This window comes from Kineococcus rhizosphaerae, from assembly GCF_003002055.1.
In the GTDB taxonomy this organism is placed as follows: domain Bacteria; phylum Actinomycetota; class Actinomycetes; order Actinomycetales; family Kineococcaceae; genus Kineococcus; species Kineococcus rhizosphaerae.
Map to the genome: position 1 here is coordinate 215,130 of NZ_PVZF01000002.1, position 24,627 is coordinate 239,756.

Genomic DNA, 24,627 nt, shown 5'->3' on the forward strand with positions numbered 1-24,627 from the left:
TGACCCCGGAGGAGACCGTGAGCACACCGTCGCAGGCGCCCGCGGGGACGGCCTCGGAGACACCCGCGCAGACATCCGCGAGGACGGTCCCGAACGCGTCCGCGGCGATGCCCCCCGCCCTGCGCGTGGTCCTGGCCCGCGTCGGTCTGCTGCTGCTCGCGATGGTCCTGGCCGTGGCCGTCTGGTGGTCGTTCCTGGAGGTCTTCGACATCAGCGCCCTCATCGGCAAGGACCCCGTCCACGTGTGGGAGTACCTGTTCACCGACGAGGACGCGGCGGCGAACCGCAGCGAGCTGCTCGGGTTCCTGGCCGAGACGGGACGCGACTTCGGCATCGGCTACGTCGTCGGCATCGGCACGGCGTTCCTGCTCGCGGTGCTCTTCAGCCTGTCCCCGTCGCTGGAGAACGTCCTCATGCCCACCGCGATGGTCCTGCGCTGCGTCCCCGTCATCATCCTGGCCCCGCTGGTCACCCTGCTGTTCGGCGTCGGCGTGGAGGCGGTCGCCGCCATCGTCACCCTGGTGGTGTTCCTGCCCGCCCTGGCCAACGTGCTGCACGGTCTGCGCGCCGCGCAGGAACGCCACGGCGACCTCGTCCGCGCCTACGGCGGTTCCGGTCTGGACCTGCTGCGCAAGGTGGCCCTGCCCGGTTCGCTGCCGGCGGTGCTGGCCTCGGCCCGGATCTCCATCCCGGCCGCCGTCACCGGCGCGATGATCGGGGAGTGGCTCGCCACCGGCGACGGTCTGGGCGGTTTCATCTCCCGTTCCTCCGGCAGCTTCGGCTACGACGCGATGTGGGCCTCGGCCGTCGTCGTCACCGCCGTCACGATGATCGCCTACACCGTCGTCAGCATCCTCGACACCCTCGTCCAGCGCAGGTTCGCGGCGTGAAGGTCGACCTGCTGCTCACGGGGGGCGACGTCCTGGACGGTCTGGGGTCACCGGCGGTGCGCGCCGACGTCGCCGTCGCCGGGGACCGCGTCGTGGCGGTCGGGGCGCACCTCGACCTGCGGGCCGCCCGCGTGATCGACGTCACCGGTCACGTCGTGGCGCCGGGGTTCATCGACCCGCACACCCACTCCGACGTCGTCCCGCTGATGGCGGAACCGCAGCCGTTCAAGCTCCTCCAAGGGGTCACGACCGAGATCGTCGGCAACTGCGGCAACTCCGCCGCCCCCCTCGTGGACGAGACCGCGGTCGAGAACCACCGCTCGATCTCCAGCACCGCCAAGGCGGGCGTCACCTCGCACCCGCGGACCTTCGCCGGCTACCTCGACGAGATCGAGGCGGCCGGCCCGACCAACCACGTCGCCTCCCTCGTCGGGCACCACACGCTGCGCATCAGCGCGAACGGCATGGCCGTCGACCTCGCCGACGGCGCCCTGGAGCGGATGGTGGAACTGGCCGAGGAGGCGTTCGCCGCCGGCGCGGTCGGTCTGTCCACCGGACTCGTCTACGCCCCGGGCAGCTACGGCGACGTCGGGGAGGTCAGCGCCCTGGCCCACGTCGCCGCCCGCTGGCAGCGGCCCTACGCCACGCACCTGCGCGACGAGGGCGACCGGCTGCTCGCCGGCCTCGGCGAGGCCGTCGAGGTCGCCCGCCGGACCCGGGTGCGGTTGCAGGTCTCGCACTGCAAGGTCGCCGGGGCCCGCAACCACGGCCGGGCGGAGGAACTGCTCGACGTGCTGCGCTCGGCGCGGGCCGAGGGGCTCGACGTCCTGGGCGACCAGTACCCCTACACCACCGGGGAGACCTTCCTCGCCGCGCTGTTCCCCAGCCTGCTCCAGGAGGGCGGGCCCGCCGCGCTGCGAGCCCGGTTGTCCGACCCGGCGCAACGGCGGTACTGGTTCGAGGTCGCCGCCACCGGTGCACCCCCGGCCGGCGGCGGGTCCCCGGGGGCCTGGCACCAGACCACCCCGGACGGGGTGACGATCAGCATGCACACCGACCCCGCGGTGCAGGGCACGACCCTCGCCGAGCAGGCGGCCGTCCTCGCCGTCCCGCCCTGGGAGGCGCTGTGCCGGACGGTGCTCGCCGACCCGTCGGCGATGATGGTCTACGAGCTGATGAGCGCCGCCGACGTGGACACGCTCCTGGCCGACCCGCTCATCGCGATCGGCTCCGACAACTCCGTCCCCGTCGGACTGGCCCACCAGCGCGCGTGGGGGTGCTTCCCCACCGTCCTGGCCCACGGCGTGCGCGAGACGGGACTGCTCGGCCTGCCCGAAGCCGTCCGCAAGATGACCTCCGCCTCGGCGGCGCAGTTCGGCCTCGTCGGCCGCGGCGTCCTCGCGCCGGGCTGCGTCGCCGACCTCGCGGTGTTCGACCCGGCCACCGTGGGGCACCCCGGCGCCTCCCCGCAGAACCCCGCCGCCCGTCCCCGCGGGATCCCGCACGTCGTCCTGGCCGGTGAGGTGGTCGTCGACCACGGCGACTTCACCGGCGTCCGGCACGGGCGCGTCCTGCGCGCCGGCCACCCCGAACGGAGCACCTCGTGAAACCCCTGGGCGGATCCCTCGCCGGCGTCCGGGTCTGGGACGGTGAACGCGACCTGGGCCCGGTGACGGTGCACTGGCGGGCCGACCGCATCGAGGCCGTCGACCCCGCCGAGGACCTCCACCCCGGCCTCACCGTCGTCCCCGGCCTGGTCGACACCCACGTCCACCTCGACACCAGCGTCCTCGACGGCGCCGGACCGGGTGACGCGTGGCCGCTGGTCACCCCGCCGGAGGAGAAGGCGCTGCACGTCGCCGCGCACACCCAGCGCTTCGCCGCCGCCGGGATCACCACCCTGCGCGACCTCGCCAGCTCCCCGGTCCAGATGGCCGTCGCCCGTTCCCTGTCGGCCGGTGTGCTGCCGGGGGCGCGGCTGGTGACGGCCGGCGCCGTCGGGATGACCGCCGGGCACGGAGACCTGTTCACCCCACCGCGCTTCCGCGAGCGTCCCCCGGTCGCGGACACCCCCGACGAGTGCCGGCGGCTGGTGCGGCAGTGGGCGCGGGAGGGCTCCCAGCACATCAAGGTGTACTGCAGCGGCGGCATCCTCTCGATGGGCGACCAGGTGGGCTGGCGCAACCAGACCCGCGCCGAGCTCGAAGCGACCCTCGACGAGGCCCACGCCCTCGGGATGCTGGTCGCCGCGCACACCCACACCGCGACCGGGATCGACCTCGCCCTCGACCTCGGCGTGGACTCCGTCGAGCACGCCACGGGTCTGGTACCCCGCCAGTTCGACCGGCTGCTGGAACGGCAGGTGCCGGTCGCACCCACGATCCTGGTCAACGACCTCGTCGCCGCCGGGGGACCGGGCATCCGGCCCGAGGCCCGCGACAAGGCCCGGGCCGCGACCGGAGCCCGGGACGAGGTGTTCGCCGCGGCCGGTGCCGCCGGGGTGCGCTTCGTCCTGGGCACCGACGCCAACGCGCGCTTCGTCGGGTACGGCGACCAGTTCAGCGAGGTGCACCGCATGCGGGAACTGTTCGGCTGGGACGCCGCCCGCGCCCTGCGGTCGGCGACCTCGGACGCCGCCGCCGCGATCGGGTTGGGGGACAGCGTCGGCCGCCTGGCGCCCGGCTACGTCCCCGACCTGCTCCTCGTCCGGGGAACCCCCTGGCAGGACATCGAGGACCTCAGGACCGAGAACGTCGTCGCCGTGCTCAGCCGCGGTCGACTGGTGGCAGGAGAACTCCCGTGAGCACGAGCACGACCGGCACGAGCACGACCGGCACGAGCACGACCGGCACCCGCATCGACGAGGCCCTCGTCCGTGCCCTGCCCAAGGCCGAGGTGCACGTGCACCTCGAGGGCGGTTTCTCCCTGGTGGACCTGATGGAGCTGTCGAAGGCGGCGGGCGAGGAACTGCCCGGCCCCGCCGCGACGATCTTCGACGTCTCCACCCACGACGGTCTCGGCGGGTTCCTGGACTTCCTGGACTGGGAGTGCGGACTCGTCCGCACCCCCGAGCAGGCCGCCCGGCACGCGTACTCCTTCGCGGCCCGCGAAACCTCCTCAGGGGTCCGCTACGCCGACGTCATCGTGAACCCGACGCACTGGAACGCCTGGGCGGGCCGGGTCCCGCACCTGCTGGACGCCTTCGCCGCCGGGTTCGACGAGGCGGAGCAGGACGGGCTCGCGGTGGTCAACCTCTGCGTCTCGCTGCTGCGCCAGCAGAGCGCCGGTGAGGCCGTCGAACTCGTCGAGCTGCTGGCCGAGCACCGCCCCGCCCGGGTCGTCGCCCTCTCCGTCGACGGCGACGAGGCCGCCGCCGGTCGCACGGGGGAGAAGTTCGCGCAGGCCTTCACGCTGGCGCGCGACCGGGGGTTCCACCGCACCGTGCACGCCGGGGAGTCCTCAGGACCGGAGGGGGTGTGGGACGCGGTCCGGCTGCTGCACGCCGAACGCGTCGACCACGGCGTCCGGGCCGCCGAGGACCCGGCCCTGATCGAGCACCTGGTGCGCGAGGGCATCAGCCTCGGGGTCTGCCCGCGGTCGAACCTGGCGCTGGGCGTCTACCGGGACTGGGTCGACCACCCGCTGGAAGCGCTGCGCGAGGCGGGGGTGCGGGTCACCCTCAACACCGACGACCCCGCACCGCTGGGCACGACCCTGGAAGCGGACTGGGCGGTCGCCGCGGGGGTCTTCGGCTGGGACCTCGGCGTGCTGCGGGACTTCGCCCGCACCTCCGTCGAGGTGAGCTTCGCCCCGCCGGAGCTGAAGGCCGCGCTGCTCGGGGAGCTGGGGTCGTGACCGCCCTGCGCCCGGACCTGCTGCCCACCACCGCCGAACTCGTCCACCTGCGCTCCGTCGCCGCGGGTCTGTCCGCGCCCGACCTGATCGTCCGCGGCGGCACGGTCCTGCACGTGCACACCGGGGAGTGGCGACCGGCCGACGTCGTCGTCGCCGGCCGCCACATCGCCGCGGTCACCCCCGTCGGGCGGATGGAGGCGCCCGCCACCGTGGACGCCACCGGGCGGTTCGTCACCCCCACGTTCCTCGACGCGCACCTGCACATCGAGTACACGATGCTGACCCCCGGCGAACTCGCCCGGCTGTCCATCCCCCGGGGCACCACGACCGTCCTCACCGACGCCGACTGCCTCGCCAACGTCGCCGGGGTCGCGGGCATCGAGTACATGGGCCGGACCGGGACCCCGTTGCGCATCCTCGACCAGATCACCCCCGTCACCCCGGTCAACCCGGCGCTGGAACGCGGGGGCGCCGTCATCGCCGACCAGGACGTCCTGGACCTGCTGTCCGCCCCCACGACCGTGACCCTGGGGGAGAGCAACCCCTTCGACCACTCCGTGGCCGCCACCCACCGCTTCCGCACCGCCCTGGTCAACGGCCGCCGCATCACCGGTCACACCGGGCGCCAGGAGTTCGAGTCGCTGTGGGGCTACCTCGCCGCGGGCGTGAGCGACGACCACAACGCCGCCACGCTGCCCGAGGTGCTCGACCGGGTGCGGCTGGGGGCCATGGTCACGCTGATGTCGGGGTCGATGAACGACAACCTCGACGCCGTCCTCGCCGACCTCGAGGCCGTCGCTCCCGCCCTGCGGCACAGCTGCTTCTGCGCCGACGACAAGCACGTCCTCGACCTCAGCGGAGAGGGCCACATCGACCACGGCGTCCGCAAGGCGATCGCTCTGGGCGTCGATCCCGCGCAGGCCTACCGGATGGCGACCTGGCAACCCGCCCAGTACTACAAGGTCGACCACCTGGTGGGCTCGCTCACCCCCACGCGTCTGGCCGACCTCATGGTCCTGCCCGACCCGCGCGAGGTCCGGCCCTCCGACGTCGTGGTGGGCGGGCAGGTCGCCGCCCGTGACGGCGTCGCGCTCTTCGAGAACACCGACCCCGTGCCGGCCTTCACCCGCGACACGATCCACCTGAACCCCGGGTTCGGTGCGAGCCGGCTGGCGGTGCGCGCCGTGGGGGAGAGCACGCAGGTGCAGGCGGTGCAGATGTACGACGGGTACTTCAAGCGCGGCTACCACACGACGCTGCCCGTCGTGGACGGGGTCGTCCAGAACGACCTCGACGCCGACGTCCTCAAGGTGGCCGTCGTGGACCGCCACCACGGCGAGGACCTCGTCGGGACCGCCTTCGTCAAGGGTTTCACCCTCGGCGCCGGCGCACTGGCCGTCTCCACCAACTGCACGAACATGAACATCGCCGTCGTCGGGGCCAGCGACGCGGACATGGCCACCGCGGTCCGCCACCTGGAACGGACGGGCGGGGGTTTCGTCGCCGTGCGGGACGGGGCCGTCCTGGCCGACGTGCCGCTGGAGGTCGGCGGCTTGATGAGCGCCGCGCCCTGGGAGTCGACCCGGGACGCCCTGGCCGCCGCGCACCGGGCCGCCGAGGACCTCGGCTGCCGCGTCCGCGCCCCGTACATGGTCCTCTCCTTCGTGGGGATGGTCGTCGTCCCCGACTTCGGCGTCACCGAACGGGGTTTCGTCGACGTCGTGCAGCAGGAGTTCGCCCCCCTGGTGCTGCAGGACGCCACGGGGTCACCCCTGACCTGCCGCTGCCCCGGAGGCCACTGATGGAGGTCCTGAGACCGTGCTGACCCGACCGTCCGCCTTCGCCCCGCCGGCCGGGGAGGCCCACTGGCTCGACGTCGTCCGCGAGCTGGCCGTGGGTTTCGCCGAGCGGGCCCCCGGCCACGACGCGGACTCGACGCTGCCGCTGGAGAACCTGCAGGCGCTCAACGCCTCGGGTCTCGACGTCGCCGTCCTGCCCGCGCCCCACGGCGGGGGACTGAGCTTCGCGACGATCGGCGCGGCCCTCGTGGAGATCTCCGCGGCCTGCCCGGCGACGGCCGCGTTGTGGCTCATGCACGCCGGAGCCGCGCACGGGCTGGTGTCGCTGTCGGAACCCACCGCGGCACGCTTCTACGCCGCCGAGCTCGCCGCCGGGCGCCGGTTCGCGAACGCGTTGTCCGAGCCCTCCAGCGGCAACCTGTTCCTCACCCCGCAGCAGTCGGCGACCCCCGTGGAGGGCGGCTGGCGCCTGGACGGGGCCAAGCGCTTCGTCTCCGGCTGCGAGGTCGCCGACCACTTCCTCACCAACGTCCTCGTCGGCGGCGTCCCGACGTTCTTCGGCGTCGCCAAGGACGACAGCGTCTCCTTCGCCGGGGTGTGGGACGCCATGGGCATGCGGGCGACCCGCAGCCAGCTGGTGTCCTTCGCCGGGACGGTGCTGCGCGAGGAGCGCCGCTGCGCGGTCCCGCCGCCGACGTCGGCCAACCTCATCTCCGTCGGTCTGCCGTTCCTGTCCCTCGGCATCGCCCGCGCCGCCGTCGACGCGGCGTCCGAGCACGCCCGCGGCCGGTTCCTGCCCGGGGTCGGTGACGTCCTCGCGAGCCTGCAGTGGGTGAGGTTCGAGATGGCCGGGTTGCACGTGGCCCTGCGCGGCGCGTTCCTCATGGCCGAGCAGGTCGCGTGGCTCGCCGACCGGGACGACCCGCAGGCGACACCGGCCGCCGTGGAGGCGAAGCTGGCGGCGAACGAGGTGGCCAAGGCGGCAGCCGCCCTCGGCGTCAAGATCGGCGGGGCGTCGGGCTACCTGAGCACGTCGCCCATCCAGCGCCACTTCCGCGACGCCCAGGCCGGTGCCCTCATGGCCTACTCCGTCGAGGTGTGCTCCGACGTCGTGGGGACGTGGGTGGTGCAGAGTCCGCGGTGAACGGGGCCAGGTCCCACCACGCCGACCGGCAGCTCGATCGGCTCGGAGCACCCCCGCCGACGGTGCCGTGGTTCGCGGGACGCCCGAGCCGCGGGGCAGGATCGCCGTGTGCTGCTGAAGAACGTCCACCGCGCCGGCCGCCTCGTCGACCTCCTCCTGTCCGCCGGCCGGGTCCGCGCCATCGGCCGGGACCTCGCGGACGCCGCCGGGGAACCGGCCGTCGACGCGGAGGGCGCGTTCCTGCTGCCGGGCCTCGTCGACTCCCACGTCCACCTCACGCAGTGGGCCGCGGCCCGGCGCCGCGTCGACGTGCAGGCCGCCGCGTCACCCGCCGAGGCCGCCCGGACCCTGCGGGAGAACGCCGGACCGGGCGACGACCTCGTCCTCGGCCACGGGTACCGCGACGCGCTGTGGGCCGAACCCGCGCACCGCGACGTCCTCGACGCCGCGTTCGGCGAGCGCCCCGTGGTGGTCGTGAGCATGGACCTGCACGCCGCCTGGGTGAACTCCGCGGCCGCGCGGCGCTTCGGGGTCGACGAGCCCACGGGCGTCCTGCGGGAGGGGCCGGCGATGGAGCTGCTGACCCGGGCGGGCAACGTCGGGGACGCGGTGCTGGACGGCTGGGTGGCCGAGGCGACCCGGGCGGCGGCGGCCCGCGGGGTCACGGGGATCGTGGACCTGGAGTACGCCCCGGTCGGGAACTGGCACCGGCGGGAGCGGCCCGCCGTGCGGGTCGCCGCGGGGATCTGGCCCGAGTGGCTGGAGGACGCGATCGCGGCCGGGTGGCGGACGGGGGACCGGCTGGCCGGGGACCGGGTCGCGGTCGGGCCGGTGAAGTTCGTCGTCGACGGTTCCCTCGGCACGCGCACCGCCTACTGCCACGACGCCTACCCGTCGGGTGGTCACGGGGTGCTGCGGCTGCCGCTGGCCGAGCTGGCGCCGGCGCTGCGCCGGGCCACGACGCACGGCCTGGACGTGGCCGTCCACGCCATCGGCGACGACGCCGTCCGGGTGGCGCTCGACGCCTTCGCCGACGTCGGCTGCCGGGGCAGCGTCGAGCACGCCCAGCAGGTCCACCCGGGCGACGTCCCGCGGTTCGCCGAGCTGGGGGTCGTGGCGAGCGTCCAGCCGCGGCACGCCGTCGACGACCGCGACGCCGTGGCCGTGCACTGGGGGAGCGGCGCCGAACGCGCCTACCCGTACGCGGACCTGCTGGCGGCGGGGACCGAGCTGCGGCTCGGCTCGGACGCACCGGTCGCCCCGCTGGACCCGTGGGACGCCCTGGCCAGCGCCGTCCACCGCACGGTCGACGAGCGCGAACCCTGGCACCCCGACCAGCACCTGCCGTTCGTGGCGGCGCTCGCGGCGAGCTCGGCGGGCCGTCGCGGGGTGTTCGTCGGCGACGTCGCCGACCTCACGCTGGTGGCCGAGGACCCGCGGCGGACGTTCGCCGAGCGGGGAGCGCAGGCGTTGCGCCGCACGGAGGTCGTCGCGACGCTGGTGGGTGGGGAGTTCACCCACGGGGGCCGGTGAAGGATTCCCCCGCCCGCAGTTGCAGCAGGTGCGCGGCGAGCAGTTCCCCGGGCACGGGCCCGAACTCGGCCAGGGCCTGGCGGTGCAGGTCCAGCACCCCGCGGTGCAGGTCGAAGGGGACCGCGGCGTCCTGCGCCATCCGCTCCAGGACCTCGAGCTCCTCGACGCACCGGTCCAGCCCGAACGTCGTGAGGTGGTCGCCGGCGAGCAGCGCGCCGGCGTGCCGCTGCAGGAACGCGCTGTCCCCGGCGGACCCGGCGAGCGCCTGCGTCAGCACGGCCGGGTCCAGCCCCGCGGACCGTCCGAGCAGCAGGGCCTCGGTGACGGCCACCGACTGCGCGAACCACAGCAGGTTCGCCACGAGCTTGGCCGTCTGCCCGGCCCCCGGTGCCTCCCCGAGCCGGCGCACCGACCGGGAGACCGCCGCCAGCAGCGGGGCGACGCGCTCGACGTCGGCCGACGCACCGCCGACGAACAGGTCGAGGGTCCCGTCCGCGGCCTCGGGCGGTCCGCCGCCCATTGCGGCCGCGACGGTCCCGACGCCGCGGCTGGCGAACCCCTGCGCGATCCGCCCGGTCGTGCGCGGGTCCCCGCTGGTGAGGTCGAGCCAGACGGTCCCGGGACGCAGGTCCAGGCCCGGCACCACCGCGGCCACCTCGGCGGCCCCGGGCAGGACGGTCACGAGCACGTCCGCGGCCGAGGTCACCTCCGCGAGCGGGTGGACGGGCACGTCGACCGGCGCGGGGTCGTGGACGAGCACGTCGAACCCCGCGGCCGTCCAGCGCCGGACGAGGGGCAGCCCCATCCGGCCGGCCCCCAGCACCCCCACGCGCGTCACGGGACCCACTGTGCCGCAGGTCCGGGGCATCAGGTCAGGGTGACCGTCACCCGCTGCGTCCGGTAGTCCCAGTCGAGACGGCCGCCCTCGAAGGTCTGCCGCACCCCGCCGATGACGCTGAACTCCTCCGAGGTGGGGTACCCCAGGTCCGAGCCCTCCCACCCGCGCGCCGCCCACGCCGGGTAGAAGGCGCCCGTGACGCTGAACCGCTGGTGGTCGCGGGTCGCCGGGTCCCACCGGGCGTAGAGGTTCCCCTTCGAGAACTGCTGCACGGCCCCGGTGCTGCCGAACCGGTTCGCCAGGGTCAGCGCGGCCTGCGGGGCCGTCGGGTACCCCAGGCGGGAGGAGGGGCCACCGCGGTAGGCGTAGTAGCCGTTGAACCCGTACCCGGCGTCGACGACCTCGTGCGCGCCCGTCGCCGGGGACCAGTAGATCCCGGCCTGGTTGGCGAAGACGGCGTAGGCGCCGGTCCCGTCCGCGGTCGCGATCTCGTCGCTGACGGGGTAGCCGAGGGCGCGGGCGAACCGGAAGTCCGTGCGGTCGTTCCCGCCCTGGTAGCGCGCGGCGATCGCGCCGTACAGGACGTGGGCGGGGTAGGGGCCGCCGTCGAAGGGCGAGAAGATCGCGCCGTTCTGGAACCGCTGGCGCCAGCTGTCGTAGGGCTCGGCGGCCGAAGAGCCGTCGCCGTAGGCGAACGGCTCCCCGCTGCTGACCGGCCAGCCGAGGCGACCGCCCTCGTACCCGGTCTCGGCGTACTCGGCGAGGACGGCCCCGTTCGCGACGAAGCCCGCCCCGGCGACCGAGTAGTAGTTCACACCCTCGGAGAACCGCTGGTACCAGCCGAACGTCGACCCGTCGGCGGCCCGGACGTCGGTGCCGTCGTCGGTCGGGAAGCCCAGCCCCGGTGCCCACCGGGTGCCCTCGGTCCCCACGCCGTACGGGAACGACCAGTTCTTCAGGGAGTGGGCCCCGGTGGCCGGGCTCCACCACACCGCGCCGGAGGTGAACTGCGTGGAGAACCCCGTGCCGTCGGAGTTCTCGACCTGGCTGGTGGTGGGCGTCCCGAGCCGGCCGTCCAGCCCACCGGTGGCCCGCCAGAACTGCGAGACCGGACCGCGCACGACGTGGGTGGTCCCGTCGCGCTCGGCCACGACGTCGCCGTCGAGGGCCTGCGCCGCGGTGGCGCCGTCGGGCCCGCGGGTGACGACACCCGTGAGGGCGCCGACGGCCAGCGGGGACCCGGGCTGGTTCGCGCTGGAGGCCGCGAAGGCGCTGATGCCGGGCCAGCCGTCGCAGTCGGGCACGTCGAGCTGCTTCTCCGACACGACCTCGCCGCCGGCCCGCAGGGCGACGCGCGCCGGCCCGGCCTGGCTCTCCAGCCACCAGTGGTCCTCCTGCCAGCCGGTCGTCCCCACCGCCAGCGGGCCGGTGTCGACGACGGTGTCGGCCGTCCACGGCAGGGCGCTGGTGTCCAGGGAGTAGGTGGTGCCGAGGCGGTCGACGCGCCACTGCAGCTCCAGCTCCGTGCCGTCCTCGGTGCAGTGGACCGTGACCCGCAGCGGGTCCTGGGCCCGGGGCCGGCGCTCCACGGCGTGCGCGGGCGCCGCCGTCGCGGCCAGCACCCCGGCCAGCGTCACCGCACCCACGACCGCCCTGCTGCGCACCACGAACCCCTCGCGTCCCATGCGCCTCAAGCTAACAGCGGAGGGTGCTCGTTCGTGGGCGAAGAGTGACGAACCGGGGTGGTGTCCGGGGGACGTGCGACAGTGTCGCCGTGCCCAGCAAGCCCAGGACCGCCACCAAGAGCACCGCGAAGAGTGCAGCGAAGACACCGGGGAACACCGTCGCCCCGTTCGACCTGGCCCCCGCGCCCGTCGTCCTGCTGGCCGGGTCCGAGGAGGCGCTCGCCGACCGCGCGTTCGGGGCCCTGCTGGCCCGGATGCGCGAGCTGGACCCCACCTTCGAGCGCACCGACATCAGCGCCGCCGGGTACCAGAAGGGCCAGCTCGCGACCTGGACGTCCCCTTCGCTGTTCGACGAGCGGTCCCTCGTCCTCGTCGACGGGGTGGACACCGCGAGCGACGCCTTCGTCGAGGACGTCCTGGACTACCTGGCCGCCCCCGTCGACACCGTGGTCCTCGTCCTGCGCCACCGGGGCGGCAACAAGGCCAAGAAGGTCCTCGAGACCGCCCGCACGGTCCCCGGCGTCGCCGAGGTGTCCTGCCAGCCCCTCAAGCGCGACCAGGACAAGGTCGACTTCGTCCTCGGAGACGTGCGCCGCGCGCGCCGCCGCATCGACGTCGAGGCCGCCCGGGCCCTCGTCTCCGCCCTCGGCTCCGACCTGGGCGAGCTCGCCGCCGCCGTCGACCAGCTGCTCGCCGACACCGACGGCACCGTGACCGAGGCCGCCGTCCACCGCTACCACGGGGGCCGGCGCGAGGCCACGGGCTTCGAGGTCGCCGACGCCGCCATCGCGGGCGAGGAGGGGCAGGCGCTGGTGCTCGTGCGGCACGCCGCGGCGACGGGCGTGCCCGCGGTCGTGGTGGTCGCCGCCCTGGCCTCCCGGCTGCGCCAGCTCGCCAAGGTCGCCGCCGCCGGTCGCGGGCGGGCCGCGGACCTGGCCCGTGACCTCGGGATGGCGCCCTGGCTGGTGGAGAAGGCCCAGCGCGAGGTCCGCACCCTCGACCCCGAGGGCCTGGCCGCGGCGATCCTGGCCGTCGCCGAGGCCGACCACGCCGTCAAGGGCGGCGGCACCCCGCCCGAGCACGCCCTGGAACGGGCCGTGCGGGTCGTGGCCGCCGCCCGGCGCTGAGCCCGGCCCCGACCGCGGCGACGCCCGAACGCGACGAGGGCCGGCCCCCGCGGGGACCGGCCCTCGTCGTGAGGGATCCGAGGATCAGGCCTTGGCCGCAGCCTTGGCGATGGCCGACTTGCGGTTCGCGGCCTGGTTCTTGTGGATGACGCCCTTGCTCACGGCCTTGTCGAGCTTCTTGCTCGCCAGCTGCAGAGCGGCCTGGGCCTTGGCGGCGTCGCCGGAGGCCAGGGCCTCCTTGAAGCCGCGCACCGCGGTGCGCAGCTCGGACTTGACGGCCTTGTTGCGCAGGCGCGCCTTCTCGTTGGTGAGGATGCGCTTCTTCTGCGACTTGATGTTCGCCACGTGTTCCGTCTTCCTGTCGATCGCTGATCGGTGTCAGAGGGCGGTCGCTCCACCGGGGACTACCGGCGTGGGGAACACCGGGAGGTGACGGCGGGAGACCGTGACCTCCGCACGGAGCGAAGGCGTCCTCAAGGTTACCAGCGGATGCGCTCGGCCCACGACACGAGGAGGCAACAGCGTGCGACCCGTCGAAACGTCCGCGCAACGTGCGAGAAACGCGCGCTCCCTAGGGTCCGCCCATGCGTGACGTCTTCGAGGGCTACCGGGACTCCCCGAGCGGGGCCGCCGGGGCCCGTGCGGCCGACGAGATGTTCGACGACGCCGGCCGGCCGCGCCCGGAGTGGCGGGCGCTGGCCTCGGCCCTGTCCGAGCTGCCCGCCGCCGAGCTGCGGGCCCGGGCCGACCAGCTGGCCAGCACCTTCCTCGACCGCGGCGTCACCTTCGACTACGCCGGCGAGGAGCGGCCCTTCCCGCTCGACGTCGTGCCGCGGATCATCGACGCCGTCCAGTGGGAGCGGGTCGAGCGCGGCGTCGCCCAGCGCGTGCGGGTCCTCGAGGCGTTCCTGGCCGACGTCTACGGCCCCATGCGCGCGGTCGCCGACGGCGTCGTCCCGCGCGCGGTCATCACCAGCTCCAGCCACTTCCACCGCGCCGCGGTGGGCGTCGAACCGGCCGGCGGGGTGCGCGTGCACGTCGCCGGCATCGACCTGGTGCGCGACGAGGACGGCGACTTCCGCGTCCTGGAGGACAACGTCCGCGTGCCCTCGGGGGTCAGCTACGTCCTGGAGAACCGCCAGGCCCTCACGCAGGTGCTGCCCGAGGCGCTGCAGGCCCACCGCGTCCAGCCCGTCGCCGGCTACCCCCAGGACCTGCTCGCCGCGCTGCGGGCCGCCGCCCCCGCCGGCGTCGACGACCCGACCGTCGTCGTGCTCACCCCCGGGGTCTACAACTCCGCCTACTTCGAGCACTCGCTGCTGGCCCGCGCGATGGGCGTCGAGCTCGTCGAGGGCCGCGACCTGGTCTGCCGCGGCAACCGCGTCTACACGCGCACCACGGCCGGGGAACGGCGCGTCGACGTCGTCTACCGCCGCGTCGACGACGAGTTCCTCGACCCCGTGCACTTCCGCCGCGACTCCGTCCTGGGGTGCGCCGGCATCCTCAACGCCGCCCGGGCGGGGGGCGTGAGCATCGCCAACGCCGTCGGCAACGGCGTGGCTGACGACAAGCTCGTCTACACCTACGTCCCCGAGCTCACGAAGTACTACCTCGGGGAGGAGCTGATCCTCGGCAACGTCCCGACCTACCGCCTCGAGATCCCCGCCGAGCGCGAGGAGGCGCTGGACCGCCTGGACGAGCTCGTCGTCAAACCCGTCGACGGCTCCGGCGGCAAGGGGCTCGTCGTGTGCCCGGACGCCAGCGCCGAGCAGGTCGAGGACCTGCGCCGGCGGGTGCTCGCCGACCCGCGCGGCTGGATCGCCCAGCCCGTCGTGGCCCTCTCGACCGTCCCGACCCTGTCGGGCAGCCGGCTGCGGCCCCGGCACGTGGACCTGCGGCCGTTCGCCGTCAACGACGGGCAGCGCGTGCGGGTCCTGCGCGGCGGGCTCACCCGGGTGGCGCTGCGCGAGGGCTCGCTCGTGGTGAACTCCAGCCAGGGCGGCGGGTCCAAGGACACCTGGGTGCTGGCCGGCGACGAGAGCACCGACGAGGTCGAGCGCATCGCGGTGCGCCCCGCCGAGACCGACCTCGCCCCGGCCCCGCAGCACTCCGCGAGCGACGCCGGGCCCGGCGCCGGGTCCGAGCAGGCCCAGCAACAGCAGCAGCAGCACGAAGGGCAGGGGTGAGACGTGCTCAGCCGCATCGCCGAGTCGCTGTTCTGGATCGGGCGCTACGTCGAACGGGCCGACGCCACCGCGCGCATCCTCGACGTCCACGTCGAGCGCACCCTGGCCGACCCGTGGGTCGACGAGAGCGCCGTCTCGACGTCCCTGCTGTCGGTCATGGGCTCCCCGCTCGAACCCGGCCGGACCGTCGGGCGCCGCGAGCTGCTGGAACTGCTCGCCCACGACCCCGTCAGCCCCAGTTCCATCACCGGGGCGCTGGGGGCGGCCCGCGAGAACGCGCGCCGGGCCCGCGAGACCGTCTCCGGTGACATGTGGGAATCGCTGAACACCACGTGGAACGCCCTGGCCTCCGGTCAGTGGCGCGCCGCGAGCCCGCACCGGTTCTTCTCCTGGGTGCGCGAGCGCACCGCCGTCGTGTCCGGGCTGGTCGACGCGACCATGAGCCGCGACGACTCCTGGCACTTCTTCGTCCTGGGCCGGTCCCTGGAGCGCGCGGACATGACGGCCCGGCTCGTCGACACCCGCGCCGTGTCCGGCACGGGCAGCCAGTGGCCCCTGCTGCTGCGCTCGACGGGGGCCTACGAGGCGTTCCTGCGGGCCTACCACGGGTCGAGCACCGGAGCGGCGGGCGAGGCCCACGCGGCCGAGTTCCTGCTGCTGGACCGGCTCTTCCCGCGCTCGGTGGTCAACGCGCTCGAGGTGGCCGAGGCCTGCCTGGACGCCCTCGACCCGGTGCCGCGGCGGGTGGGGTACACCGAGGACGCCCGGCGCGTCGTCGGGATGGCCCGCACCCGGCTGGAGTTCCAGAGCCCCGAGGACCTGCTCGCGGACCTGCACGAGCAGATGCGGCTGGTGACCCAGGCGTGCTCGGCGGCCTCCGAGGCTGTCGGCATGCGGTTCTTCCCGGTGGCGGGAGCGGTTTCGTGGACGGCGGGGAGGTCCTGATGCGGCTGCGCATCGTGCACACGACGACGCACACCTACGACGGCGACGTGGTGGCGAGCTTCAACGAGGCCCGCATGACCCCGTTGACGACACCGCACCAGACGACGCTCGACGCGCGCCTGGAGATCAGCCCGACGGCGACCGTGACGCCCTACTGGGACTACTGGGGCACGCACGTCACGGCCTTCGACCTGCACGCCCGCCACGACCGCCTCGTGACCACGGCGACCTCCCTGGTGGAGACCGACCGCGGCCGCGGCCGCGGCGGCACGGCGCACCGCTCGCTGTCCTGGGACGACCTGGGCGGTGACGACGTCACCGACACCCTCGCCGAGTTCCTCGCCCCCACGCCGCGCACCACCGCCCCCGCCGACGGCTTCGCCGACCAGGTCCGCGACCTCGTCGCCGGCGCCGACCCGCGCGAGGCGGCGCACCGGATCTGCAGCTGGGTCCACGACGCCGTCGAGTACGTCCCCGGCGCCACGGGCGTGCACGCCACGGCCGAGGAGTCGTGGGTGCTGCGCCGCGGGGTCTGCCAGGACCTGGCCCACCTCGCCCTGGCGGGTCTGCGGACCGTCGGGGTGCCCGCGCGCTACGTCTCGGGGTACCTGCACCCGCGGCGCGCCCCCGAGGTCGGCCAGGAGGTCGCGGGGGAGTCGCACGCCTGGATCGACTTCTTCGACGGCGCGTGGACGGGCTGGGACCCGACCAACGACATCGCCGTCGGGGACCGTCACGTGGTCGTCGCCCGCGCCCGCGACTACTCCGACGTCTCCCCGCTGCAGGGCGTCTACTCCGGTCCCCGCTCGACGGTGGACGCGCGGGTCCTCGTCACCCGCGTGGCCTGAACCGGCCGGCGCCGGGCCGCTCAGTCCGGGCCGCGGCGCGAGTCCTGAGGACGTGGACACCCCCGTGCAGACCTCGCTGGACCCGCGCTACTCGGCCGCCGAGGCGGCCCCGGTGCCGTGGGCGGACGCCGTGGAGCGGCTGCGCCGGGCCGAGCGCTGGCTCGTCACGACGGTGCGCCCCGACGGGCGCCCGCACCAGAGCCCCGTCGTGGGGGCCGTGCACGCCGGGGTCCTGTGGTTCTGCAGCGGGGCCCACGAGCGCAAGAGCCTGAACCTCGCGGGCAACCCGTCGGTGCTGCTCACGGCCCCGGGCGGCCCCGGCGGCCTCGACGTGGTCGTGGAGGGGACGGCCGAGGTCGTCGAGGACGAACCCCTGCTGCGCGAGGTGGCCGAGGCCGTCGTCGCCGCGCACGACGAGTCCTGGCGGTTCAGCGTCTCCGGCGGACGCTTCCACCACGGCCCCGCCGTCGCCGTGGTGTTCCGCGTGCGTCCCGTCGTCGGCTTCGGCTTCGCCACGGGGAACCCTCCCGGCCAGACGCGCTGGCGGTTCGGGGCCAGCTGACCCGGTCCCCGGGGGCGGGGTCAGCCGAAGGTGACGGCGCCGGTCGCCGGGTCCAGGACGGCCGTTCCCCGCTCGAACGACTGCCGCACCCGCCCGTCGGTGCGCTGGGGCTCACCCGTCGGGAAACCCCACGCCTGCGGGCCGCCGGCGTCGCGGAAGGCGTCCCGGACCGGCCCGGAGACCGTGTGTGCGACCCCGGCGGGGGACACGTAGACCGACCCGCCCTCGAAGTTCTCGAAGCTGCCGCCCGCCACGGGGGCCTCGTCCGTCGTGGGCAGCCCCAGCGGACCGGTCTCCCACCCGCCCGCCCGCCACAGGTCCCGCACCGCCCCGACGACGGCGTGCGCCCCCGTCGCCGGCGAGGAGTAGATCGACCCCCGTTCGAAGTGGTTGTAGACCGCCCGGCCGTTCGGCGTGGTGGCCTGGCCGGTCACGGGGAACCCCAGCCGGCCCGTCTCCCAGCCGAGGTACGCCCACGCGTCCCGGACCGCGTCGAGCACGACGTGCGCGCCCGTCTGCGGGGTCCAGTAGATCGAGGCGCCGGTCGAGGCCGCGGTGGTGGACCCCGTGAAGTGGTTGTACCGCCCCCGCCCGTCGGGGGTCGCGCGTTCGCCCGTCGTCGGGTACCCGACCGGGCCGGCCTCCCAGCCCCACGCCTTCCACTCCTCGCGGATCGCGCCCCACACGGCCTGCGCCCCGGTCTGCGGCGTCCAGTAGACCGACCCGCGCTCGAAGTGGTTGAACCGGCCGCGGCCGTCGGGGGTGCGCAGCTCGTCCGTCGTGGGGTACCCCAGGACCCCGGCCTCCCAGCCCAGGGCCGCGTAGATCGCCAGGATCGCCCCGTGGACCTCGTGGGCCCCCGTGGCCGGGGAGTGGTAGATCGAGCCGAAGTCGAACAACTGGTACGTCCCGCCCGGTGCGGGCGTCCCGAGCTCGGGGGTGCGCTGCTCGCCCAGGACGCTGCCGGGACCGCCGATCGCGGTGTACTCGCGGCCGATGGGGGTGCAGTCCTTCAGCGCCGGTGCGGTGTGCTGACCCGTGCGCTGGTCGGTCGCCGACGTCGTGGTGCAGTTCCACGCCGGGATCCGCCACGGGGGTGTGCAGGTGACGACGCGGCACCACACCGGACCGGTGCACCCGGTGTCCTGGTTGCACTGCCCGTACCGGAACTCGTTGCAGCACTCCTTGCGCTGGTCGCACTGCCCGGCCGGACCGCACCCGCACGAGCAGTTCCGGCAGCCCTCGCCGCAGAACCTGCTGCGCCCGCCGCACCCGCAGGAGCAGTAGCTGTGGCAGTCGATGTAGTAGCGCGCGCCGCCGCAGCAGTACCCCGAGCCGTCCGACTTCCACCAGCCGCCGACCAGACTGCCCGGGGGGCAGCGGTTCACCCCGTTGTTCACGGTCGCGCAGAACACCGTGTACCCCGACGAGCAGGTTGAGTCGATCCCGCAGACGGCCGCGTACGCGCTCTGCGGGCGGGTCAGGAAACCCCACGGCCCGACCGACAGGGCCGACCCCACCAGCGCGGTCCGGGTGAGGAACCCCCGTCGGTCCGTGCGGGCCGCCAGGAACTTCGTGACGGTGCCCAGGACCTTGTCGGCGACGTTCACGTGAGGTCTCCCTGCAGTCGGACCGAGCGGAGCAACGGGGTGAGCCGGTTGAACAGCTCCGCGCGGCGCGCGAAGGAGCCGAACACCACGTACAGCGTGAAGGCGCGCTCGCCGACGTGGAAGAACCACTGCCCGCCGCACTGGCCGGGGATGCTGCGCTGCAGCCGGTTCGGGGCGAAGTCGGACACGACGGGGACGGGGAACCCCTCGTCGGCGAACAGGGCCGTCCGGGCCGCGCCGGGGTCCTGCTCGAAGAGGCTGACGAACACGTCGGTGCTCGTCAGGGTGCCCGTGACCCCGCCGCCGAAGTCCCCGCGCACCGCGGGCAGCGGGACGGTCGCGGCGTGCAGCACGGGCCGGCGGTGCGCGCCGGGTTCGTGCCCCTCGGGAGCTCGCCGGGTGATGCGCACCTCCCAGCCGTCGGGGGCGTCCACGGACACGCCGTACGCGTCGAGCCTCACAGCACTCCTCCCGCCAGGGCCGCGACCGCGACCACCACCGACCACGAACCCGTCACGCGGCGGCCCACCGGGGCGAGCCGTTCCAGCCGGCGGTGCACCGCCGCGAGCCGGTCCGGGGTCGTCACCGACCGCGCCGCGAGCAGCGGCAGCGCCCGCACGAGCCCGAAGGCGAACCCCACGACGGCACCGGGTCCCGGCCCGCCGGTGGCGGTCATCAACGCCATCGCCAGGTACAGCACGGGCGAGGTGACGATGGTGACGACGCCGACGCCGAGCTGGGCGCCGTACCCGAGGCCGTAGACCCACCCGCGGTAGCGGTGCAGCCAGTCCTCGTCGACCTGCCGGTGCCAGCTCGGGAACCACGGTGAGCGGCCGGCCTCGGCGGCCACCGTCACGGCGGCCAGCAGCACCACGACGAGCGCGACGGCCGCCGCCGGGACGGGCAGCAGGGAACCGAGCCCGCCCAGCAGGGTCCCCAGCAGCGTTCCCCCCGCGGCCGAGCCGAGGAGGTGGAAGGCGACCGTGACCGACCACCGGCTGGCGCGTCCCCGCTCCCCGAGCGGGGTGATGCTCGAGAGCATCGACTCGCCTCAAGGCGACCAGAGGCTGCGCAGCGCCGCGACGGCGGCGGTCGGCACCCCCAGCACGAGGGCGGCCGTCGTGACGTCCATCAGTGCCGGTGGTCCGGGGCGGTCGCGTCCGGGCGCAGGCTCGGGTGGTCGGGCGTGATCCCCGCGGCCAGCAGCTCGGCGTCCGCGCGCGCCTCCCGGTGCGCGCCGCCGTGCCCCGACCCGTGCCCCGCGTGGCGCCCGTCGAGGTGGATCACCCGGTCGCCCACGGCTTCGGTGACGAGACGCTCGACCTGCTCCCAGTCGGTGGCGCTGCCCTCGCCGGTGACCCGGCCGGAGGCCGCGTCGACGTAGGCGAAGTAGGGCGAGCCGGGCACCTCGTAGGCCTCCCAGGCGCCCGTGGACATCACCACGTCGATCCCGCGGGCGTTCGGCCCCGCCGCGAGGGTCGCGACGGTGCTGGGCGACTCGGCCGTGCTGTCGCGGGTCACGACGACCAGGCGCGTCGCGGGCGGCAGCGCCAGCGGGGCCGGGTCGGCCAGGCGGTCCCAGACCCGTTGGCACGTCAGGCACCCGCTGGACAGGAACGCGACGAGGGTGTTCGTCGACCCGGCGCCGACCGCGACCTGGACGGCGTCGCCGGACGGGGTCGTACCCGAGATGGCCGTCGCCGCCAGACCCACCGGGCCGGTGCCCTCGACGACCCCGCGCCCCACCTCGAACGGCAGCTGCTGCCGGCCCGCGCCCGGCGCGGTGTCCTCCCGGCCGGCGCCGAGCTCGTGCAGGGACCGCAGGACCTCCGCGTGCGAGCGCAGGAGCCCGGCGACCAGGACGGCCAGCAGGACGACGGCCAGCAGGAGGCCGACCAGCAGGGTGGTGACGAGCGCGTTCACGCCGGGGTCCTCCGGATCGGGGGGCGCACCAGGTGCCGGGCGGCGACCAGGCGGGGCAGAGCGGTCAGGACGAGCAGCGTCAGCCCGGTCAGGACCGCCGCCACCAGCAGCGTCGCGACGGCCTGCGCGGCGGGTGCGGCCAGCGCGGCGTTCAGCCCGCGCGCGGGCCCGAGGGCGGCCGCCCCCGCGGCGAGGGCGAGCGCCGCGGTCACCGCCACGTGGACGCGGGTGGGCGGCAGGTCCGGTTCACCGAAGCAGCCGCAGGAGCTCAGCGGCCGCCGCCGGGTCAGCGCCAGGACGACGAACCCCGTGAACCCCGCGTACAGCGCCGCGCTCGCCCAGGCGGCGACGGCCAGCCCGGCGAGCGAGCCGGCGGCGACGAGGACCTCGGCGCCGCCCAGGGCGCGCACGAGACGGGCGTCGCCGGGCAGCCCCTGGGTCCGCAGGGCCTGCGCCGTGCCGGCGGGGTGCCGCAGCTTCGCGGTCCCGGCGACCAGCAGCAGGACCGTCCCGACGAGGAACAGCAGCTGCGCAGCCATCACCTGGACACACTCAGTGAGATCGTGCGGGTTGGTCAAGGGATCACCGGGATCAGCCGGCGCTCGCCGCCCCGCCCGCGGCCGGGTCCGTGTCGACGCCCCCGCCCGGGCGCCGGCGCCGGCGGCGCACCAGCACCCGCAGCGGGACGCCGACGAGCGCGAGGGGGAGGGCGAACGGGAGCACCGCGCCCACGACGACGGACAGCACGCGGCCCACCTCCCCGAGCGCGTGCCAGCCGGCCTCCAGCCCACCCCGGAACCCCGGCTGGGCCTCGGCCCGCACAGCCGCGAGCGGGGCGCCGCGCACGAGGTCGACGTCGATCGTCGACAGCGCCACCTGGTCGGCAAGCACCCGCTGGCGCGCCTGCAGCGCCTCCAGGTCGGCCTGGCGGCGGGCGATCTCGCCCTCGATCGCGAGGATGTCCGGCACCGTCGTCGCCCGGGGCAGCCGCGCGCGGAACGTCTCCAGCACCGCCTGCGCCGACGCGACGCGGCTGTCGACGTCGGCGACCTCGGCGCTCACGTCGTTCGACGCCGTCGTGCGGGAGGTCTGCTGCCCCAGGCCCGCCACGGCGTCCAGGACGTCCTCGAACGCCGGTGCCGGGACCCGCAGCGTGAGGTGGGCGGTCTCGTCCCCGGCGCCGCCGCCGGTGGTGCTGGAGGTGACGAGGCCACCCGCGCCCTGCGCGCGGGAGCGGACGTCGAGCACCGCGGCGGGCAGGTCGCGCACGCGGACCGCGAGGGTGGCGGTCGACACGACGGCGCGGCCGGTCTCGACGCCGTCCGTCCCGGAGCCCGCAGCGGTACCCGAACCGGTGTCAGCGCCGGTGTCCGCGCCCGAGGCCGCGTCCTGGGCGTCCGCCCGCACGGCGCCGGAGCCGGCCACCGCGCCGGCCCCGCCGGAGGAGCCGGAGGACTGGTCGGCGCCCCCGCCGCTGCAGCCCGCCGCGCCGATCAGCACGCCCGCCGCGAGGAGCAGGGCCGGCACCGGACCGGCGAGACGGTGCCGGGTGCGGGACGACGGGGTGGGTGACGCGGTGGGTGACGCCGTGGTGGACGGGGCGGGGGAGCGGGGTGGGGACGAGGACGAGCGCACGGGACACCTCCGTCGGTGGCGGTCGCCGTGACCGCGACGCTGGGACGCCGCGGGCCGGCGGCGGGTTCCGCGCACCGGACGCCACCGCGCCCGGACGTGCGACGATGGGGGCCAGCCGCCAGACCGATCGAGAGGTGCTTCCCGCCCGTGTCCCCGAGAGCCGCCGACGCACCGGCACCCGCCGCGACCGCGCCGGAGCTGCTGCGCAACTTCTGCATCATCGCCCACATCGACCACGGCAAGTCGACGCTGGCCGACCGCATGCTGCAGTTGACGGGTGTCGTCGACGAGCGGGCCATGCGCGCGCAGTACCTCGACCGGATGGACATCGAGCGCGAGCGCGGCATCACCATCAAGTCGCAGGCCGTCCGGATGCCCTGGGGCGTCGACGGCACCGACTACGCGCTGAACATGATCGACACCCCCGGCCACGTCGACTTCACCTACGAGGTGTCGCGGTCGCTGGCGGCGTGCGAGGGCGCGGTGCTGCTCGTCGACGCCGCCCAGGGCATCGAGGCGCAGACCCTGGCGAACCTCTACCTCGCCATGGAGAACGACCTCACGATCATCCCGGTCCTGAACAAGATCGACCTGCCCGCCGCGCAGCCGGAGAAGTTCGCCGAGGAGCTGGCCAAGCTCATCGGCTGCGAGCCCGAGGACTGCCTGCGGGTGTCGGGCAAGACCGGCGTCGGCGTCGACCTGCTGCTCAACCACATCGTCCAGCAGATCCCCGCGCCCGTCGGGGACGCGGACGCCCCCGCCCGCGCGATGATCTTCGACTCGGTCTACGACACCTACCGCGGTGTCGTCACCTACGTCCGCGTCGTCGACGGGATGCTCTCCCCGCGCGAGCGCATCGTCATGATGTCGACGAAGGCCACGCACGAACTCCTCGAGATCGGCGTCAGCTCGCCCGAGCCGACCCCCTCGAAGGGGCTCGGGGTCGGTGAGGTGGGCTACCTCATCACCGGGGTGAAGGACGTGCGCCAGTCCAAGGTCGGCGACACCGTCACCAACGCGGCGAAGCCGTCCACGCAGGCCCTCGGCGGGTACCGCGACCCCAAGCCCATGGTGTTCTCGGGGCTGTACCCGATCGACGGCTCGGACTACCCGCTGCTGCGCGACGCCCTCGACAAGCTCAAGCTCAACGACGCCGCGCTGTCCTACGAACCCGAGACGTCGGTGGCGCTCGGGTTCGGGTTCCGCATCGGGTTCCTCGGCCTGCTGCACCTGGAGATCGTCCGCGAGCGCCTCGAGCGCGAGTTCAACCTCGACCTCATCTCGACCGCGCCGAGCGTGCCCTACGAGGTGACGCTGGAGGACAAGCGCGTCGTGGAGGTGACGAACCCCTCGGAGTTCCCCGAGGGCAAGATCGCCGAGGTCCGCGAACCCGTCGTGCGCGCCACGATCCTGGCCCCCAGCGACTTCATCGGCGCCATCATGGAGCTGTGCCAGCAACGCCGCGGTGACCTGCAGGGCATGGACTACCTGTCCGAGGACCGCGTCGAGATGCGCTACCGGCTGCCGCTGGCCGAGATCGTGTTCGACTTCTTCGACCAGCTGAAGTCCCGCACCCGCGGCTACGCCTCCCTCGACTACGACGTGGACGGCGACCAGGCCGCGGACCTGGTGAAGGTCGACGTGCTGCTGCAGGGCGAGCAGGTCGACGCGTTCAGCCAGATCGTGCACCGCGACAAGGCGTACGGCTACGGCGTGATGATGGCCGGCAAGCTCAAAGACCTCATCCCGCGCCAGCAGTTCGAGGTGCCGATCCAGGCCGCCATCGGCGCGCGCGTCATCGCCCGCGAGAACGTCCGCGCCATCCGCAAGGACGTCCTCGCGAAGTGCTACGGCGGCGACATCACCCGCAAGCGCAAGCTGCTGGAGAAGCAGAAGGAGGGCAAGAAGCGCATGAAGATGGTCGGGCGGGTCGAGGTGCCCCAGGAGGCCTTCATCGCCGCGCTGTCCTCCGACGCCGCGGGCGACAAGTCGAAGGACAAGAACGTCAAGAAGTGAATCGGGACGGGGAGGCGGGCCGGTAACCTGA

At 74.6% G+C, this 24,627-nt stretch carries 22 protein-coding genes; 13 read left to right on the forward strand and 9 right to left on the reverse strand.

The features are described from left to right. The first annotated feature begins 17 nt into the window (after positions 1-17). From CLV37_RS05205 to CLV37_RS05235, 7 genes are all read left to right on the forward strand, one after another. Positions 18-890 (forward strand): ABC transporter permease, encoded by an 873-nt coding sequence (locus CLV37_RS05205; RefSeq protein WP_170127068.1) that lies wholly within the window; start codon positions 18-20, stop codon positions 888-890. Then, positions 887-2,497: an N-acyl-D-amino-acid deacylase family protein gene (locus CLV37_RS05210; RefSeq protein WP_106207843.1), complete on the forward strand. Its 1,611-nt coding sequence runs from the start codon at positions 887-889 to the stop codon at positions 2,495-2,497. Before CLV37_RS05205 ends, CLV37_RS05210 begins: the two co-directional genes overlap by 4 nt. Next, positions 2,494-3,693, forward strand: a complete 1,200-nt coding sequence (locus CLV37_RS05215) for an amidohydrolase family protein (protein WP_106207845.1) — start codon at positions 2,494-2,496, stop codon at positions 3,691-3,693. The genes CLV37_RS05210 and CLV37_RS05215 overlap by 4 nt, the downstream gene beginning before the upstream one ends. Next, entirely contained in the window at positions 3,690-4,745 is a 1,056-nt protein-coding gene (gene add / locus CLV37_RS05220; protein WP_211298412.1) for an adenosine deaminase, read from the forward strand. Before CLV37_RS05215 ends, add begins: the two co-directional genes overlap by 4 nt. Then, the gene (locus CLV37_RS05225) at positions 4,742-6,547 is read left to right on the forward strand and encodes an adenine deaminase C-terminal domain-containing protein (RefSeq protein ID WP_106207847.1); all 1,806 of its coding nucleotides are present in this window, start codon (positions 4,742-4,744) and stop codon (positions 6,545-6,547) included. The genes add and CLV37_RS05225 overlap by 4 nt, the downstream gene beginning before the upstream one ends. A gap of 16 nt (positions 6,548-6,563) precedes the next feature. Beyond that, a complete protein-coding gene (locus tag CLV37_RS05230; RefSeq protein WP_106207849.1) occupies positions 6,564-7,688 on the forward strand; it encodes an acyl-CoA dehydrogenase family protein in 1,125 nt (374 codons plus the stop codon). Positions 7,689-7,796: 108 nt separating this feature from the next. Then, complete coding sequence (locus CLV37_RS05235; protein ID WP_106207851.1) at positions 7,797-9,221, forward strand: amidohydrolase; 1,425 nt, start codon at positions 7,797-7,799, stop codon at positions 9,219-9,221. On the opposite strand, the gene CLV37_RS05240 is transcribed toward CLV37_RS05235, so the two are convergent. Then, positions 9,202-10,059 carry an NAD(P)-dependent oxidoreductase gene (locus CLV37_RS05240; protein WP_170127069.1) on the reverse strand — a complete coding sequence of 286 codons (858 nt, stop codon included), beginning with the start codon at positions 10,057-10,059 and terminating at the stop codon, positions 9,202-9,204. The two genes, CLV37_RS05235 and CLV37_RS05240, sit on opposite strands and share 20 nt — an antisense overlap. 29 nt (positions 10,060-10,088) lie before the next feature. Next, positions 10,089-11,744, reverse strand: a complete 1,656-nt coding sequence (locus CLV37_RS05245; protein WP_106207855.1) for an LGFP repeat-containing protein — start codon at positions 11,742-11,744, stop codon at positions 10,089-10,091. Positions 11,745-11,833: 89 nt separating this feature from the next. Between CLV37_RS05245 and holA the strand changes: the two genes are divergently transcribed. Then, positions 11,834-12,871 carry a DNA polymerase III subunit delta gene (gene holA, locus CLV37_RS05250; protein WP_106207857.1) on the forward strand — a complete coding sequence of 346 codons (1,038 nt, stop codon included), beginning with the start codon at positions 11,834-11,836 and terminating at the stop codon, positions 12,869-12,871. Positions 12,872-12,955: 84 nt separating this feature from the next. Here the strand turns inward: holA and rpsT are convergent, their stop codons facing one another. Further along, the gene (gene rpsT, locus CLV37_RS05255) at positions 12,956-13,216 is read right to left on the reverse strand and encodes a 30S ribosomal protein S20 (protein WP_106207859.1); all 261 of its coding nucleotides are present in this window, start codon (positions 13,214-13,216) and stop codon (positions 12,956-12,958) included. Positions 13,217-13,455: 239 nt separating this feature from the next. Here rpsT and CLV37_RS05260 point away from each other — a divergent pair, with 239 nt between their 5' ends. Genes CLV37_RS05260 through CLV37_RS05275 form a run of 4 tightly spaced genes read left to right on the forward strand, consistent with a single transcriptional unit; the run spans position 13,456 to position 17,412 of the window. Then, a complete protein-coding gene (locus CLV37_RS05260; protein WP_106207861.1) occupies positions 13,456-15,057 on the forward strand; it encodes a circularly permuted type 2 ATP-grasp protein in 1,602 nt (533 codons plus the stop codon). A 3-nt stretch (positions 15,058-15,060) separates the two neighbouring features. Beyond that, positions 15,061-16,002, forward strand: a complete 942-nt coding sequence (locus CLV37_RS05265; protein ID WP_106207863.1) for an alpha-E domain-containing protein — start codon at positions 15,061-15,063, stop codon at positions 16,000-16,002. Next, positions 15,981-16,850: a transglutaminase family protein gene (locus CLV37_RS05270; RefSeq protein WP_211298413.1), complete on the forward strand. Its 870-nt coding sequence runs from the start codon at positions 15,981-15,983 to the stop codon at positions 16,848-16,850. The genes CLV37_RS05265 and CLV37_RS05270 overlap by 22 nt, the downstream gene beginning before the upstream one ends. Before the next feature lie 52 nt (positions 16,851-16,902). Next, positions 16,903-17,412, forward strand: a complete 510-nt coding sequence (locus CLV37_RS05275) for a pyridoxamine 5'-phosphate oxidase family protein (protein ID WP_106207865.1) — start codon at positions 16,903-16,905, stop codon at positions 17,410-17,412. A 20-nt stretch (positions 17,413-17,432) separates the two neighbouring features. On the opposite strand, the gene CLV37_RS05280 is transcribed toward CLV37_RS05275, so the two are convergent. From CLV37_RS05280 to CLV37_RS05295, 6 genes are all read right to left on the reverse strand, one after another. Beyond that, positions 17,433-19,022 carry an LGFP repeat-containing protein gene (locus tag CLV37_RS05280; RefSeq protein WP_146149301.1) on the reverse strand — a complete coding sequence of 530 codons (1,590 nt, stop codon included), beginning with the start codon at positions 19,020-19,022 and terminating at the stop codon, positions 17,433-17,435. Next, entirely contained in the window at positions 19,019-19,483 is a 465-nt protein-coding gene (locus tag CLV37_RS28410; RefSeq protein WP_146149302.1) for a hypothetical protein, read from the reverse strand. The genes CLV37_RS05280 and CLV37_RS28410 overlap by 4 nt, the downstream gene beginning before the upstream one ends. Further along, entirely contained in the window at positions 19,480-20,064 is a 585-nt protein-coding gene (locus tag CLV37_RS26945; RefSeq protein WP_146149303.1) for a sulfite exporter TauE/SafE family protein, read from the reverse strand. Before CLV37_RS26945 ends, CLV37_RS28410 begins: the two co-directional genes overlap by 4 nt. A gap of 89 nt (positions 20,065-20,153) precedes the next feature. Continuing rightward, entirely contained in the window at positions 20,154-20,945 is a 792-nt protein-coding gene (locus CLV37_RS05285; protein WP_106207869.1) for a hypothetical protein, read from the reverse strand. Continuing rightward, entirely contained in the window at positions 20,942-21,484 is a 543-nt protein-coding gene (locus tag CLV37_RS05290; protein ID WP_170127070.1) for a MauE/DoxX family redox-associated membrane protein, read from the reverse strand. Before CLV37_RS05290 ends, CLV37_RS05285 begins: the two co-directional genes overlap by 4 nt. 52 nt (positions 21,485-21,536) lie before the next feature. Beyond that, complete coding sequence (locus CLV37_RS05295) at positions 21,537-22,472, reverse strand: DUF4349 domain-containing protein (RefSeq protein ID WP_146149304.1); 936 nt, start codon at positions 22,470-22,472, stop codon at positions 21,537-21,539. Between the two features lie 255 nt (positions 22,473-22,727). Here CLV37_RS05295 and lepA point away from each other — a divergent pair, with 255 nt between their 5' ends. Further along, complete coding sequence (lepA, locus tag CLV37_RS05300) at positions 22,728-24,596, forward strand: translation elongation factor 4 (RefSeq protein ID WP_106207873.1); 1,869 nt, start codon at positions 22,728-22,730, stop codon at positions 24,594-24,596. Positions 24,597-24,627: the final 31 nt, after the last annotated feature.